Origin of the sequence: Bacillus sp. NPDC094106, assembly GCF_044764345.1 — a bacterium.
Classification (GTDB): domain Bacteria; phylum Bacillota; class Bacilli; order Bacillales; family Bacillaceae_G; genus Bacillus_A.
In genome coordinates this window covers 115104-131124 of sequence record NZ_JBIWHY010000014.1, presented here as the reverse complement: position 1 = coordinate 131124, position 16021 = coordinate 115104, and the positions used below count along the sequence as shown (strand labels likewise).

The 16021-nt window shown below is 37.0% G+C and carries 13 protein-coding genes; 6 read left to right on the top strand and 7 right to left on the bottom strand.

The window, feature by feature from the left end:
* Positions 1-40 precede the first annotated feature (40 nt).
* The 5 genes from odhB (at position 41) to ACIQ7L_RS19930 (ending at position 7761) form a co-directional block, all read left to right on the top strand.
* Positions 41-1300 carry a 2-oxoglutarate dehydrogenase complex dihydrolipoyllysine-residue succinyltransferase gene (odhB, locus tag ACIQ7L_RS19950; protein WP_400571159.1) on the top strand — a complete coding sequence of 420 codons (1260 nt, stop codon included), beginning with the start codon at positions 41-43 and terminating at the stop codon, positions 1298-1300.
* Positions 1301-1479: 179 nt separating this feature from the next.
* The gene (locus ACIQ7L_RS19945) at positions 1480-3411 is read left to right on the top strand and encodes a putative thiazole-containing bacteriocin maturation protein (protein ID WP_400571158.1); all 1932 of its coding nucleotides are present in this window, start codon (positions 1480-1482) and stop codon (positions 3409-3411) included.
* On the top strand, positions 3411-5363 hold the full coding sequence (locus ACIQ7L_RS19940; RefSeq protein WP_400571157.1) for a TOMM precursor leader peptide-binding protein: 1953 nt from the start codon (positions 3411-3413) through the stop codon (positions 5361-5363). Before ACIQ7L_RS19945 ends, ACIQ7L_RS19940 begins: the two co-directional genes overlap by 1 nt.
* 115 nt (positions 5364-5478) lie before the next feature.
* Entirely contained in the window at positions 5479-7047 is a 1569-nt protein-coding gene (locus ACIQ7L_RS19935) for a SagB family peptide dehydrogenase (protein ID WP_400571182.1), read from the top strand.
* Between the two features lie 123 nt (positions 7048-7170).
* Positions 7171-7761, top strand: coding sequence for a class I SAM-dependent methyltransferase (locus ACIQ7L_RS19930; protein WP_400571156.1), 591 nt, complete (start codon positions 7171-7173; stop codon positions 7759-7761).
* A 33-nt stretch (positions 7762-7794) separates the two neighbouring features.
* On the opposite strand, the gene ACIQ7L_RS19925 is transcribed toward ACIQ7L_RS19930, so the two are convergent.
* The 3 genes from ACIQ7L_RS19925 to ACIQ7L_RS19915 all read right to left on the bottom strand — a co-directional run bounded on the left by ACIQ7L_RS19925 (position 7795) and on the right by ACIQ7L_RS19915 (position 10719).
* Positions 7795-8205 carry a DUF3908 family protein gene (locus ACIQ7L_RS19925; protein WP_400571155.1) on the bottom strand — a complete coding sequence of 137 codons (411 nt, stop codon included), beginning with the start codon at positions 8203-8205 and terminating at the stop codon, positions 7795-7797.
* A gap of 190 nt (positions 8206-8395) precedes the next feature.
* Positions 8396-9730: a CoA-disulfide reductase gene (locus ACIQ7L_RS19920; RefSeq protein WP_400571154.1), complete on the bottom strand. Its 1335-nt coding sequence runs from the start codon at positions 9728-9730 to the stop codon at positions 8396-8398.
* Between the two features lie 203 nt (positions 9731-9933).
* The gene (locus ACIQ7L_RS19915) at positions 9934-10719 is read right to left on the bottom strand and encodes a zinc-ribbon domain-containing protein (protein WP_400571153.1); all 786 of its coding nucleotides are present in this window, start codon (positions 10717-10719) and stop codon (positions 9934-9936) included.
* A gap of 415 nt (positions 10720-11134) precedes the next feature.
* Here ACIQ7L_RS19915 and ACIQ7L_RS19910 point away from each other — a divergent pair, with 415 nt between their 5' ends.
* Positions 11135-11968 carry a zinc metalloprotease gene (locus ACIQ7L_RS19910; protein ID WP_400571152.1) on the top strand — a complete coding sequence of 278 codons (834 nt, stop codon included), beginning with the start codon at positions 11135-11137 and terminating at the stop codon, positions 11966-11968.
* Positions 11969-12011: 43 nt separating this feature from the next.
* Here ACIQ7L_RS19910 and ACIQ7L_RS19905 read toward each other — a convergent pair whose 3' ends face one another.
* From ACIQ7L_RS19905 to trpA, 4 genes are all read right to left on the bottom strand, one after another.
* On the bottom strand, positions 12012-12743 hold the full coding sequence (locus ACIQ7L_RS19905) for a DUF5694 domain-containing protein (RefSeq protein WP_400571151.1): 732 nt from the start codon (positions 12741-12743) through the stop codon (positions 12012-12014).
* A gap of 384 nt (positions 12744-13127) precedes the next feature.
* A complete protein-coding gene (locus tag ACIQ7L_RS19900; protein WP_400571150.1) occupies positions 13128-13325 on the bottom strand; it encodes a DUF3955 domain-containing protein in 198 nt (65 codons plus the stop codon).
* A gap of 163 nt (positions 13326-13488) precedes the next feature.
* Positions 13489-14985: an L-lactate permease gene (locus ACIQ7L_RS19895; RefSeq protein ID WP_400571149.1), complete on the bottom strand. Its 1497-nt coding sequence runs from the start codon at positions 14983-14985 to the stop codon at positions 13489-13491.
* A gap of 274 nt (positions 14986-15259) precedes the next feature.
* A complete protein-coding gene (gene trpA, locus ACIQ7L_RS19890; protein ID WP_400571148.1) occupies positions 15260-16021 on the bottom strand; it encodes a tryptophan synthase subunit alpha in 762 nt (253 codons plus the stop codon).

The following is a 16021-nucleotide window of genomic DNA, read 5'->3' as shown; positions in this document are numbered from 1 at the left end:
CAAAACACACCGTTAGGCAAATAAGGGGAGGACATTTAAAATGATCGAAATTAAAGTACCTGAGCTTGCAGAATCTATTTCAGAAGGAACTATTTCACAATGGCTTATCAACGTAGGCGACAAAGTTGAGAAAGGTGGCAGCGTTGTTGAGCTTGAGACGGATAAAGTCAATGTAGAAATCATTGCAGAAGATTCAGGTATTGTAACACAACTACTAGGAGAGCCTGGAGATACAGTTGAAGTTGGCGCTACTATCGCTATTTTAGATGCAAACGGCGCAGCAGTAAGTACACCTGCTCCAGCAGCAGCTCCAGAACAACCAAAACAAGAAGTTACTGAAGCACCAAAAGCTGCGGCTCCAAGTGCTGCACCAAGCACAACAGCTTTACAAGGTCTTCCAAATACAGACCGCCCTATCGCATCACCGGCTGCTAGAAAAATGGCACGTGAATTAGGAATTGACTTAAATGAAGTACGCAGCACTGATCCACTTGGACGCGTGAGACCACATGATGTACAAGCTCACGCTGCAGCACCGAAAGAAGCACCGGCTGCTCCAAAACAAAGTCCAGCTCCAGTTGCAAAAACTGAATTCGAAAAACCAGTTGAGCGCGTGAAAATGTCCCGCCGCCGTCAAACAATTGCAAAACGTCTTGTAGAAGTTCAACAAACATCTGCTATGTTAACTACATTTAACGAAGTTGATATGAGTGCAATCATGGAATTACGTAAAGAACGCAAAGATGCTTTCGAGAAAAAACATGATGTTCGTCTTGGCTTTATGTCATTCTTCACAAAAGCAGTTGTTGCAGCATTAAAACAATTCCCATTGTTAAATGCTGAAATTCAAGGTGACGAGCTTATCATTAAAAAATTCTATGATATCGGAATCGCTGTAGCAGCTCCAGATGGATTAGTTGTTCCTGTTGTGCGTGATGCAAACCAATTGAACTTCGCTGAAATCGAAAGCGAAATTCGCGAACTAGGTAAAAAAGCACGTGATAACAAACTTACATTAAAAGAACTACAAGGTGGCACATTTACAATTACAAACGGTGGCGTGTTCGGTTCTCTAATGTCGACACCAATCCTAAACAGCCCACAAGTAGGTATTCTAGGAATGCATAAAATCCAAGTACGCCCAGTTGCAATCGATAACGAGCGTATGGAAAACCGTCCAATGATGTACCTTGCACTATCTTACGATCACCGTATTGTCGATGGTAAAGAAGCAGTTAGCTTCCTTGTTGCTGTTAAAGATATGCTTGAAGATCCAAAATCATTATTATTAGAAGGTTGATAGACTTTCTAAATCATACTGGCTGCATGAAAGAATCGATGTATTCGATCTTTCATGCAGCCTTTTTTATTACACGGACACGAAAATACTAGTAACCTTTCCAAATTCATAAGGGACAAATCACAGTACATACACTAATAATGTGCGCCTAGAAAAATTAGCTCATAAGGAGGAATACAATGAGTGCTCTGCGAGCTTCCACAAAACTAAAAATGAACAAAGATACCTTTTTCCTCCCCGACTCAAACGGGGGTGTCTATTTTAGAAATAACTCCAGTTCGTTCCGAATGGAAGGTAACGGTATTTATGAATGGATTGAAAAATTAATGCCTATGTTTAATGGGGATCACACTTTGGAAGAACTAACAAATGGCCTCCCCCTCCCTTATCAAAATAGGGTATTTGAAATTGGAGAACTTTTGTACCAAAATGGTTTTGTCCGAGATGTAAGTCAAGATTCTCCTCATCAATTAGAGGATACATTACTTGAAAGGTACGCATCGCAAATTGAATTTTTAGAGACGTCCTCTCACTCAGGTGCCCTAAAATTTCAAATGTACCGACAAGCTAAAGTTTTAGCAATCGGATCTGGTTCTATTTTCACTTCATTAATTTCTTCTTTACTTGAATCTGGGTTACCCGAATTTCACTATCTTATTACTGATACTGATGCAACAAATCGCTCTCGGCTAAACGAACTGATCCAAAAAGCCCACGCTACCGATCAAAATGTATGTGTTCATGAAATAGATAAAACGAGAGATTGTTCTTTGCAGGAAGTTTTCCAGCCTTTTGATTGGATTCTATATGTATCTCAAAATGGCAATATTGAAAAATTGCGAGCTCTACACGCAATTTGTAGAGAAGAACAGAAAAACTTAATTCCTGTTCTATATTTGCAGCAAGTAGGTTTGGCAGGCCCTGTCATTACTTCAGATTCTGAAGAATGCTGGGAATCAGCATGGCACCGTATGCATGAAACCGCCCTTCAACAAGATCAATCACCAGAACCCTTCTCTCCAATTGCTGGCGCTATGTTAGCAAATATTATTGTTTTTGAGTTATTTAAACATGTTACAGGTGCTTCAAGCAGGGAGAAAAACAAGCAATTCTTTTTACTAAATCTAGAAACGCTTGAAGGCAATTGGCATCATTTTATTAAACATCCGCTTATCGCCACTAAAAACTTTACGATAGAAATGATACAAGACCTTGATACAATTCTCGAACGACATGCAAACCCAAATCATTCGAACGACCTTTTTCATTTTTTTGATAAGTTAACTTCAAGCACTTCTGGCATTTTTCATATATGGGATGAACGAGACTTACAGCAATTACCGTTGTCTCAATGTTATATTCAAGTCGCAAATCCATTATCAGAAGGGCCTACTACGCTCCTCCCTACTATCATTTGCGGCGGATTGACTCATAACGAAGCAAGGCGCGAAGCAGGCCTAACTGGAATTGAAGCATACGTAACTCAAATGATTGATTTTCTTCTTCCTGAACAAGATGAGTTTATCGGAATTGGAGCTGGAGAAACAATATTAGAAGGGGTGTATCGCTCATTACAACATTATTTAGCACACACATTGAATACAAGGCAACAAAGTCAAACTGAAGAAATTATGCCACTGCAATTAACAGAAATTCATGATAAACATTGCCGCTTTTACTTAGATGCACTCCGCGTCATACACGGGACACCACAAATAGGAATTGGTGAAGAAATACTAGGTTTCCCTGTTGTTTGGGTCCGCGTACACAATCAGTGGTATGGCAGTGCCAATCTAAATGTGACATTAGCACTAAGAAGCGCATTGCAACAAGCACTACTCCATATCCAGAACCAAGATGTCCCCTATAACTCTACTATATTATGGGATTCATCTGTCCTTTTACATGATACAAATTCATATACAAATTCATTTAGAATTGAAGTACAAGAAGAAGAAGAGATTCCACAGTTAAATTCTTTACAATTAGCCTTACAGCATTTAAAAGAACATAATCTTCACCCCTACATCCTCGATCTAGCAATTGAACCATTTTTACAAGAAGGATTAGGCGGTGTAATTGGTGTGGTAATAAAAGAGGAGGTAGACTGATGGATCGTAAAATATTAATTGTAGGAGACGGCCTACTTGCAGACTATGTAAATCAGCAATTATCTGTTCACTATCCTATCATTCATCGACATACACTTGAAGAATCCCTCCCTGAAAATATTCATCTCGCTCTCGTATTACACGATGGTTCTCCTCTCTCTATACATCATACAGCTGAAGAAATCTTTCGCTCTGCTAACATCCCTTGGCTTCGTGGCTTTACTTCATTTGGTGAAGGGATTATTGGCCCTTATGTTAGGCCGAATCAACCGGGATGTTCCCATTGTGCTGATGCAAGACGTTTTATCGCTAGCTTTGACCAAAAAGAAATGTGGCAATTACAACGGAAATATTCCTTAAAAACAGATGATGTCATACAGCGAGATATATGTGCAACACAAACTGGATTACTGCAAATGTGCCACCTTATTCAGGCTGAAACAGAAAAGATACTATCCAAAGGGCATACCTCTTTAGCTGAAGAGCTAATTTTTCTTAACTTGCAAACATTCCAAGCTTCACGTCATCCATTTCTTCCCGATCCTCTATGCCCGGTGTGTAGCACAATACGTGACGACTCTGCAGCTGCTGCCTCACTTTCGCTACAACCAAGCTTTAAAACGAACGATGAAAGTTACCGGTGTCGTTCTATCAAAGATTTAAATACATTTTTGGCTAAAGATTATTTAGATTATCGGACTGGACTTTTAAACGGGAAAATGCAACATACCTTATTACCATTCGCTGATGTCATTGTAAATATGCCGTTACTCCTCGGTAATGAAGGAGTTGCAGGTCGAACCCATTCGTTCGCAATTAGCGAGGCAACGGCTATTTTAGAAGGATTAGAAAGATATTGCGGAATGGCGCCTCGCGGGAAACGGACAAATGTTCATGGTAGCTACCGAGATTTTGAAAATACTGCCATCAATCCTCTCACAATTGGTGTACATACAGCTGAACATTATAGAAGAGCAGACTTCCCGTTCAAACCATTTGATCCTGATTACCCTCAAGATTGGGTATGGGCGTATTCTTTATTACAAAACCGTCCAGTTTTAGTCCCGGAATCTATTGCGTATTATAGTCTAGGACACAGAGACGCCTTTGTCTACGAAACTTCAAACGGCTGTGCAATTGGAGGTAGTTTAGAAGAAGCGATTTTCCATGGTATTTTAGAAATAGTCGAACGCGATGCTTTCTTGCTAACTTGGTATGCACAATTGCCACTTCCCCGCCTTGATCTAGCTTCTGCGGACGATGTGGAATTACAATGGATGATCGAACGAATGCACACGATTACAGGCTATGATTTACATGTTTTTGATGCAACGATGGAGCACGGTATTCCAAGCATATGGGCTATTGCCAAAAATACAAAACAAGATGGAATGAATCTCGTCTGTGCAGGCGGCGCCCATATGGAACCACTACGGGCTATTAAAAATGCGATCCATGAATTAGCAGGTATGTTACTTATCATGGATGAGAATTTGGAAACAAACAGACAAAAATACGAACAATGTTTACTTGATCCCTATCTTGTCACCCAAATGGAAGATCATAGTATGCTATATGGCTTACCAGAGGCCGAAGAACGCTTTCATTTTTTATTAAACGACGATCGTACTGTACAAAAAACATTTCAACAAATGAATCATCTAAAATCTACCAATAGAGATTTAACTTCAGATTTGCGCCATCTTTTAGATCGATTACACCAATCTGGACTTGAAGTCATCGTCATTGATCAAACTGTTCCTCTCATAGAGAAAAATGGATTATCTTGTGTGAAAGTACTGATTCCTGGTATGTTACCAATGACATTTGGTCATCACCTCACTCGTACAACAGGACTACAAAGAGCACTTACCGTACCAATGAAACTTGGATATACCGATGAGCCACTTACATTTAAACAACTAAACCAACATCCACACCCATTTCCATAAGCTATGATAAAGTGAAACGTTAAACAGTAGAACTTTCTCTGTCCCCCTACCTCTCTTCCTTTTCTTTTGCTAAATATTAAGGTAGGGGTATTCCTAATAAGGAGGCCGATTGTTGATGCAACTAGAAACATTTCTACACCATTTACATTTTTCTATCGATGAAATTATGTTTGAAAATAAGGAAGTTGATTGGGACGATGCCCCGCTTCCCTATAAATTATACCGGAATTTACCCGTCATTCCTCTTTCTCTAGACATACCGTTAACATTACGAAATCAAAATATATCTAGCGAACCTACTTTAGAGCAAATCGGACATTGCCTTTGGTATACATTTGGTCTTACTCAATTGTGCCAGCCTTCTTTCGACTTAGAAGAGCAAAACTCAGCAAGTATATTTCGAAGATTTATTCCTTCTGGCGGAGCTTTATATCCAAATGAATTATATGTATATTTAAAGCTCAGTCATTACCCACATGGAATCTACCATTATGACGCAGCACATCATCGCCTCGTTTTACTGCGCGAAGGAAACTTTGACTCTTATCTCACGGAAGCACTCGGAAATCGCTGCAATCTATCTGCTTGTTTTGGCGCCGCCTTTGTATCAACAATGTTTTGGAAAAACTTCTTTAAATATAATAATTTTTCTTATCGTCTCCAAGGTCTAGATACCGGTGTCCTCATTGGTCAATTACTAGAATCCTCTAAACAATTCGGCTATACATCTGGTGTGTATTATCAATTTCTAGATCGAGCAATTAATCATTTACTTGGACTACATGAACAAGAGGAAAGCGTGTATGCTGTTATTCCTTTATCTACTCAACGTACCGATACATGGTTTTACCAAGATAACATATCCGGCGTAAATGTCACATCTTATGAGCTATCAGGGCAGCTTCCTCTTCTGCAACATGAGCACTTTGTTCGCTCCAAAAATATTACCGAGCATCCGATTATAACCAAAATGAATGCAGCATCCATACTAGAATCAACAGAACAGTTTCGAACTGTAACAGAAGAAACAACCGTTCCACATCACACACAAACTTTAGCGCTACCCAAGCTGCAGCGATTATCATACGATTTCGCAACTGTTTGCCAAAAGCGTTATTCACCTGATGTAGATTTTTCCTTAAAGAAATTAAATCAAACACAACTCGCTGCCTTACTTCAAGAAGCATGTCTTTCTTTTCCTTATCAAAATGATTTAGATGGAAAACATATTCATCCAAAAGCACGCGTCTCACTGTATGGATGCTTTTATAACGTAGACGGCATACCAAATGGGTCCTATTCCTATAACGGTAACACACACACATTAGGACAGATCCAAGCCGGGGACCTTCGTTATCCCCTACATTCAGGTATGACTATGGATAATGTGAACCTCTTCCAAGTACCACTCTGTCTGCATGTAATAGGTAATAAAGATTATTTTAAAAATGATTTCGGATATAGAGGATACCGGATTCAACAAATGGAAGCCGGTATCCTTGTTCATAGGCTCGTCTTAGCTGCCTCTTCAATGGGTATGGGAGGGCACCCGCTCTTAGGATTTGATGTCAACCTTTGTGATACATTATATGAAATTGATACAACTCGAAAAACCACTCTTATTCAAATTCCCGTTGGTTTCCATCGCCCTCGCACTTGGTTAAAAGGATATTTGCATAGTTAAAAATCTGCCCTATGCTTCGTACATTGTACTAGCATAGGGCAGATTTTTTTAAAGGATTTGAATTATCTAAAGCGAATATACAAATTTAAGAATTTCATTTTATATATATAAGGAGAGATAAGGTTGAGCGTATTACAAAAATTAATTGAACAGGCTAAAAACCCTAGAGGTTCCATCGGTTCTTCCATGCTTTGTATTATGAATACTGCACATACAAGATTAACAAATTGGGCTTTGCAAAAAATAAATGTACGTAAAGATGCGGTCATACTAGATATTGGCTGCGGCGGCGGTAAAACGATACATACCCTTTCCAAGATGACTCCCGCCGGAAAAATATACGGGATTGATTACTCGGAAAAAGCTGTCGAGAATTCAATAAAAACCAATATAAAAGATGTAAAAAATGAAAAGGTAATGATTCATCAAGCAAGCGTATCTTCTATTCCATTTCGTGATAACTTTTTCGATCTTATTACTGCCTTTCAAACCCATTATTTTTGGCCTGATTTAAAGAATGATGTACAAGAAGTTTTCCGCGTGCTAAAACCGAATGGCTCCTTTCTAATTGTTGCTGAAACCTTTAAAATCAATTATCATATGCAAAATTTAAAAACAACCGAAGAATTAGTGAACCTTTTTTATACTACTGGATTTCAGCATGTAGAATTTCATGAGGAAAAAGGCTGCCTTTGTATAGTAGGGTGTAAATGAAAAAAGCAGACCTCCTAAGGTCTGCTTTCACTACTAAATCAACTTGAATATACTCTTAATCTGTCTTGCAAACAGCCAATTCTTCGCGCCACAGTTATCATTTAAACTATCTAGCATAATAGATTTTCCGTTAGAGAACTCTAGCTGTAATGTTGTATTTTTATCATTTGTTTTCAGGCTTGTATCTGTAATATCTTCGTACTTTAATTTTTCAACTTGAATATATTCTTCTTGCGTCTGACCAACGACAACATGATCTTGGAAGAAAAAGAATACCTCAGCTTTTTTTCCAAAACAAAATACATGTTTCGGGTAAATTAATGTAGCGTTATCAATCGCAATACATAATTCCTTCATTTCTTGGACAACTTCTCCCAAGTCCTCCTCTTGTCTTGCATTTGATTCTACAATCCATTCTTCTACTGTTTTCATATTTATCGACATTTCTAATCCTCCTGCACCATTCATTGCTAGCCTTTTGTCTATAAATCTTACTTCTTATGTATGAAAAAAATAAATACTATATGAAAATATAATGGATAAGCACTACCTTTTTCAAGGAAAAATATGATTTCCTATCTCTTTTTTATAATTTGATGTTTTCAAAACGAAAAATAGCACTTCTGTAAAAGTGCTATTCCGCTCGCCTTGCTGCTTGTTGAATTGGATCCCAAACACTGTTGTATGGCGGCGAATAACTTAAATCGACATCCTCTAAATCATGAATGCTCATCTTATGAAATAGTGCCATGGCGATGACATCAATTCGTTTATCCACGCCTTCTTCTCCGATTACTTGTCCGCCTAACAGTTGTTTTGTATCAGAGCGATACAGTAATTTCACATAAAGCTTTGTGGCACTTGGATAATAACCGGCCATATTTGTTGAATCTATCTTCACCGTTTTATATGGTATTTTCAGTCCACTTGCTTCTTTTTCATTTAAACCCGTTCTCGCTAATGTGAGCCCCATAAATTTGATAATACTAGTTCCGAGAGTTCCTTTAAATGATCTTCTTTTATCAATCATATTGAGTCCGGCAAGTCGGCCTTGCTTATTCGCAGTAGTACCGATCGGAATATGATCTTGAGTTTCTTTTATCAGATGATAGTGCGTTGCGCAATCTCCAGCTGCATAAATGTCTTCCACATTTGTTTGCATATAGGCATTTACTTCTATAGCCCCTTTGTTATTGGTGCTTATATTGGTCCCTTCAAGAAAATCTGTATTCGGTTTTACACCAACGGATACTAATACAAGATCTGTTTTATATGTTCCTTTATCTGTTTCAATCCATTCTACTTTTCCTTTTCCTGTAAAAGCTTTCACATTTTCATTTGTTAAAATTTCAATATGATGTTTCGCTGCTTCTTCATGTATATAGGCTGCCATATCAGCATCATAAAGTGTGCCAATATGATCATTTCGTTCAATCATTCTCACCTTTTTTCCAAGCTCTACAAACGTTTCAGCCATTTCAAGACCAATGGCTCCGCCGCCAATAATCGTAACTTGCTTCACATGCTGTTCTTTTAACGTCTCCAGTATTCTATGGGCATCTGGAATGGTTTTCAAAAGGTGAACTCCTTGTAGATTTCCCCCTTCCCAATCTGGCATAACAGGTCTAACTCCCGTTGCAATTAGTAAACGATCATATTTATATTGAAATACATCTTTTGTATTTGTATGTATACCATGGACAATTTTATTTTCAGTATCAATTCGTGTCACCTCATGATGCACCTTTGCATCAATCCCGTATTTATCACGAAATACTGTAACATCTCTTGCAATTAATTTCTCAGTAGAAGTAATCACACCGCTAATAACGTACGGGAGCCCGCACTGTGCATATGAGTATATTTCACCTTTTTCTAGTGTAACAACATTCGCATCTTTATCATTCCTAATAATTTGCATTGCCGCACTCATACCAGCTGCATCTCCGCCAATAATTACATAGTTCACTTTACCACTCCTTTATTCCACTCTACTCTTTACATTCTCCAAATTCGCTTTAAATAACACTTTTTTCTTTACAAATTCCTTATATAATATCTACTCCCTTTTTACCGTCCAAATAGAAAAAGGTACACCAGCATAATCACCACTGTACCTGTTTTAAATACTTTCTCACATAGTATCTATGATATGGTTTTCTCGTTTATTTACTAAAAGCCTGTCAATCCGCTAGTTAAGGCCTCAATTACTGTCCTAATGTACGACCAAAGTACAATCCATGTTGCAATTCCAATACAAATATTTGCGATAATAAGCGTATAAACTGGATCTAATCCGCCTCTATCTAACTTTAATATAGATACAATTGTACTCATGCTCATACAAGTTACAGCAATCCATAGTAAAAGTGGCAATAAAAAGATTAATAAGAAACTAAAAAGAAAAGCTATTACTAATAAAGCAACCACTGGTGTCGCTACCGTTCCCCATATACCAAGTGCCTCTAAAAAAGAAAAAGATGATCTCATAAGCTTGCCACTTACAAAAATAATAAATCCAATAAAAATCGTTAAAATTAGTAAAAAGAAAAAGACCGTTGCAGACTCTCCAAAAAATGAAGGAGTAGCTACATCCGCCACAAGCGTCCTCGTAACCGCTGTCGCCGCACTCATCATTCGATAAAAAATACATGCTCCTAAAAAGCAAATAAGCACAAGACTTACAATTCCATTTCGCACTTCAATGTGTCCACTTTTCATAATTGCTGTAGGCGCTTTTAAAGCATTTTTAAAGAATTGAAAATATCCACTCGCAAATTGTTTTGCCTGTTCTACCGTTTCATTTGAACGACTTGCCTGTACAGGTGCCGTTCGTGATAATTGCTGCTCTTCTTCCTTCACACCGCTTTCTACTACTTGCTCTGTCAATGCTCGCCCACAATTCCCACAAAATTTTGCTTCATCTGTATTCTCCGCATTACAGCTCGGACACGTCATTCTATCATCCCCCTTAGGCATATATCTTCTAAGCTGTTACAAATTCAATATATGTTTTTGGACATAAAACATGACTACAAGAAAAATAATATGAAATCTTTCTTTTGAAATGAACAACGAAAGCAAATATATATAGGTTAGCAATCTATAAAAATAATGCTATTATGAAAAATAGCTATATAAATCCATTTTAATTTTTCGACATCTAAATTCCTGCTATGCAGAATAAAAAGTATAACCTGCACTCGTTTGCCATTTCTGTTTTTACTTCGCATGTGGCAGAAAAGGGCCCTGACCGCTTCTATGCATGACCAGATGCTCTCTCCCATCTAAAAAGAGGGGGTTTATGTCGTTTTTTAAATTGATATATATATAACAATATTTTTAACACTATAAAAAGATTGGATGGAAGACGATGGAATTCGCAAACTCACTATTTCAAATATTCCTTACGAGCGTGATCCAATTGTTTTCTTTAATTGGCATCATCATTGTAATCGGATTTATATTAGGCTATTTAGAATCACTTACACGAACATATTGGTCGAGAGCTTTCGGAAGAAAAGGCTTCCTTTTAACAGCGTGGATTGGTGTCCCGATTCATGAGCTTGGACATGCGATTATGTGCGTATTATTTGGGCATAAAATTGTAGCGACTCAGTTCTTTCCGACAAATACAAGCGGCGGGGCTTTAGGTTACGTACAACATCAATATAACCGGGGAAATATATATCAACGAATCGGTAATTTCTTTATCGGTATTGGTCCCATTTTCTCTGGCATTACTGCATTAATACTTTTAATGTACTATTTCGTACCAGAGTCGTATTCTTTATTTAATCATACGCTTGAAACAACGACTCAATCTACTTCTATCAATATAGAAATGATCCAAAATATGTTTTTATCAGCATTCTTTTTATTAAAAAGTTTATTTACAATGAACAACTTATTTAACCCTTCGTTTTGGCTATTTTTATTTATCGCAATTTGCATCTCTGCGCATATTGCTTTAAGTAAGCCAGATATAGAAGGTTCAGTAGACGGTGTAATTGCGATGTTTATTGTACTATTCTTATTCAATATAGTAGCAGGACTCTTTCAATACGACAGCAATCAACTCATCGGAAAAGTTATGAAATACAATATGTACATCATTGCGTTTTCTAGTGTAGCTTTGCTTTTTTCTTGTATTTCTACATTGATAAGCTACGTTTTTTATAAGATTAGAAGGGGTAGTTCATTTTAAATATGAAAAAGGTATCCAAGCAATGTTTGCTCGGATACCTTTTTTACTTCAATGCATGATGGTTTTCATAAAGATACTTTTGTGGTGATACGACTACGCAATTTTCACCTTCTTCAAGAAACTTGGAGACTATAGAGCAATGTGAAGAACCTACTATAAATAAAATGCGCTCTTCAGGCGAATCAATTAAACGAACGATATTAGAGTACATAATTAAATTTCTTTTGTACCACCACGTTAACCATTCCATTCCGACGTAATGACCAAAATCACCTATACGTGCCATGTTTACGTATAATTTATGTAGTTTATTAAGTAATACTGGATCATTCAATTCTTTATAAAAGTCTAAAACACTCTTATCATCTGTTAATTCTTCTAGTTCGGGTACCCAACCGAATATTTCCTCAAAAAGTTGTGGCTGGTTCTCTTTTACCCATTCATGTACTTCCCCAAAATCTATAACGTCGCTTCCGCCCATCCAATCAATTGCATAAATTTGTTCATGCTGTAAGTTTGCAGCCATTCGAAAACCGATTTGATCTATTTCATTCAACACTAACTTACATGTATCTAACTTATACTGTTTAAAACTATCATTTAATTTATCCTGATAGTCTGTAATAGCTTCAACCGCAATTTTTGTTGGATTAAACTTCTGCAATAAAGAAACAAGTCCCTCGATTTCTGCTTGTCTCCTATCAGATAATAACTCTTCATGCTCGCTCATATGGCATGATCCTAATACTAGAACTTTTGGTTTATGCTCCTCCATTTCCATCCCCCTTACATGTATAACAAATACTCTATAAATCAGAATATTGAATCTAATTTTATCGCATCCATATTATAATTGTAAATAATTAACTATTTTTCTCTATTTTATATAAATCCATTTTAATTTTTCGGTATCTAACCCCCTGCGATGCAGAATAACAAGTAACCTACACTCGTTTGCTCTTTCTGTTTTTACTTCGCATGTGGCAGAAAAGGCCCTGACCGCTTCTATGCATGGCCAGATGCTCTCTCCCACCTAAAAAGAGGAGCTTTATGTCGGTTTTTTAATTGATGTATATATAGTATAAAATAAACCAGATACTTTTCAGCATCTGGTTTATTTTTGTTAACTTGATAGCTATGGTCTTACTAAGGCCCTTTTTTATTTAGTCACTTTTTTCATTTTACTTACAAAAAGACTAATAATACCGATAGCTAACAATGAATAACCCATTGGTAGTAAATAAAATGGTTCTACAAGAGTACCATCCGCTGCGACTTTAGAGCCGATGGTATTAAAGCTAACTAAACATCCGATTCCTAGGATAAATGGTATTAAAGATAAAATATATTTTTTCATTTTAAACCTCCATACGTTGGGACTTTTTGATACAAAATAATTGCTTTATTGTTAGTCATTATAATGCTCTCATCTAGTTCGTACTATTTAAATACGTGACAAAAACCTTACAGATTTGTAAGAAAACAAAGCGGTATATGCCGCGAAAATTTCTTCAACTCTTTCACTGTAATACATACCAACCAACTACTTCCACAACTACAATCAACACCGCTCCAAAAATCATTAATGTTGTCTTCTTCAACAATTCATTCTCATGAAACGGAATATTACATAAATAGGCGCCTAATGTAATCCGTGATGGGCAAGCAATTGTCGCTACAGAAGAAGCTGTATTTTGAAGGGTTGTTACATATTGCCACGGAAGCCCGACGTTCTGTGCCGTTTGCATTTGTAGTTTTATAAACATCGCATTTGATCCTGCGTTACTCCCTGTCAAAAAGCCGCCAATTCCACCAATGAAAGGTGCTACAAAAACAAATAACGTTCCAAATGTTTGCCCAGCTGCTTCGGCTAATAATGTATGCATACCTGCTGCACCCATTAATTCTGAAATGGCAATAAACATTGTCGTCGTAATTGCGAAAGGAATCCACTGCTTTATTGTTTGGGAGATAGATTCTTTAATAATAGTAGAAGGAATACGGAAGAAAATAATGGTAAATAAACATGTAATACCAAGCCAAAACCCAGGTGAATACAATAATTCTAGTTTATACGAGTATGAGTTTAAATCAAGAACAGCATAAGACCTCAGCATATCGTGTAACGATGGAATCAGACGAGAAAGTAAGATACAAACTGTTAAAAATAAATAAGGGCTTATAATTTTTATAATAGAAACTTCTCGTTCTACTGTTGCAGCATGCTCCGATAAAAATTCCTTTCCTTGCTTCGCTGTCATTTTAATGATGAGAAAGCCATATGTAATCGTAACAATTGAACTTAAAATCCCTGCTAATTCAACACTTACATATGTATTAGAAAGATAGATTGATACAGAAAATAAGAGAAAAAAACCGAACCCTTCTTTCCATTTTTGCTTAACTGCTTGCCAGCCACCAACTACGTACAAAGAAAGGATGACAAAGTATGCAAAAATAGGAATGCTTAATAATGCTGTGCTAGATCCTAAGTTTGTTAATGGCATATTGATAAGTTGTGAGCCGATAATTGTTCCGGTTGCCATCGCTCCCCATGAACTTGCCAATAAACCGATAAAAGATAATAACACCGCTTGGAACGGTTTATAGCCAAGGGAGAGAAAAATAGGAGCAGCCACCATAAACCCAATTCCAAATCCACTTACTGATTCAATAAGAGGACAAATACCGAAACACATAAGGAGCATTTGTAATAACCGATCGTGTGTAACTTGTTCCATAAACCGCGCAACTTGATTGATATACCCCATTTTATTCATAAGGTGAAATAAAAAAATACCAAAAAACAAAACGTAACCGACAATAAAACAAATTAATCCGCCTTTAATTGTTGCATGTACAGTCTCACCTATTCCTAATCGAAACATCGGTGTAAATAAAACGATTCCAACACAGACGGCATAAGAAAATAATGAAGCTTTTAACGACGTTTGTTTAAACACAAATAAACAAACAAAAATCATCATAATAGGAATAAGAGCCAACAATATTGCCATACCATCATCTCATTTCTTAAAGGATACAATTGTGACTATTATATAACAGATGACAAAATATTCAATTAATTTAACGGCCGTTTTTTCGTTATTCTTTATCTGATGAAATATGGGACAAATTTTCATCATTACTAGATGAAAAAGGATACGATCCATCTGAACCTGAAATCGAATTCGATTGGGAAGAAGATGAAAACGAGCTAGCAGAACGTTTTGGTGAGAATCCATTAAGCTAATTTAATAAGAGGCTCCCCTAGTAGGAAGCCTCTTATTATTATTTCACCGCAGCGATCAGCTCACAAATTTCATCTTGCTTTTCTTTTTCTAATAACTCAATGACTTTACTTCCTACAACAACTCCGTCACATATCGTAATTATGTCCTCTATTTGCTCTGGTGTTGAAATACCGAATCCCGCAACTACAGGTAAATGAACATGTGATTTCACTTTTTCTAAATAGCTATGAATCTCTTGCTTAAAGTCTTGTCTAACCCCTGTAACACCTGCTACTGTTACCGCATATACGAAGCCTTGTGATTCACTCGTAATCTTTTCGATTCGTTCAATTGGACTTGTTACGGTAACAAGTGGAATTAAGGCGATATTCGCATCACGGAGAAGCGGTGCGATAATGTTTTGTTCTTCATATGGTAAGTCTGGAACAATAATTCCATCAACGCCTGCTTCAAGACAACTTCCAATGAAGCGATCTTTTCCAAAAGCTAAAATAGGATTTAAATAGGTCATAAGTACAAATGGAATTTGCACTTCCTGCCTTACTTCCGCTAATGCTTGAAAGATACCTTTTAATGTTATGCCTCTGTCTAACGCTCGTTTTCCTGCTCTTTGAATTGTCGGTCCGTCGGCAACTGGATCAGAAAAAGGAATGCCAATTTCAACAATGCTTGCTCCCGCTTCATCTAGAAAACGAATTTGTTCTTTTAACTTTTCTAGACCACCATCTCCTCCCATTACATACGGGATAAATGCTTTTTTTCCATTTTGAAACGCTACTGTAATTCTTTCTACTCCCAT

Excerpts from the sequence above, each read along its gene's own strand:
- ACIQ7L_RS19940 (WP_400571157.1), top strand. The coding sequence starts at position 3,411 with ATGGATCGTAAAATATTAATTGTAGGAGACGGCCTACTTGCAGACTAT.
- ACIQ7L_RS19915 (WP_400571153.1), bottom strand. The coding sequence starts at position 10,719 with ATGACGTGTCCGAGCTGTAATGCGGAGAATACAGATGAAGCAAAATTT.
- ACIQ7L_RS19900 (WP_400571150.1), bottom strand. The coding sequence starts at position 13,325 with ATGAAAAAATATATTTTATCTTTAATACCATTTATCCTAGGAATCGGA.
- ACIQ7L_RS19925 (WP_400571155.1), bottom strand. The coding sequence starts at position 8,205 with ATGTCGATAAATATGAAAACAGTAGAAGAATGGATTGTAGAATCAAAT.
- odhB (WP_400571159.1), top strand. The coding sequence starts at position 41 with ATGATCGAAATTAAAGTACCTGAGCTTGCAGAATCTATTTCAGAAGGA.
- trpA (WP_400571148.1), bottom strand. The coding sequence starts at position 16,021 with ATGGGAGTAGAAAGAATTACAGTAGCGTTTCAAAATGGAAAAAAAGCA.
- ACIQ7L_RS19910 (WP_400571152.1), top strand. The coding sequence starts at position 11,135 with ATGGAATTCGCAAACTCACTATTTCAAATATTCCTTACGAGCGTGATC.
- ACIQ7L_RS19905 (WP_400571151.1), bottom strand. The coding sequence starts at position 12,743 with ATGGAGGAGCATAAACCAAAAGTTCTAGTATTAGGATCATGCCATATG.
- ACIQ7L_RS19945 (WP_400571158.1), top strand. The coding sequence starts at position 1,480 with ATGAGTGCTCTGCGAGCTTCCACAAAACTAAAAATGAACAAAGATACC.
- ACIQ7L_RS19895 (WP_400571149.1), bottom strand. The coding sequence starts at position 14,985 with ATGGCAATATTGTTGGCTCTTATTCCTATTATGATGATTTTTGTTTGT.
- ACIQ7L_RS19935 (WP_400571182.1), top strand. The coding sequence starts at position 5,479 with ATGCAACTAGAAACATTTCTACACCATTTACATTTTTCTATCGATGAA.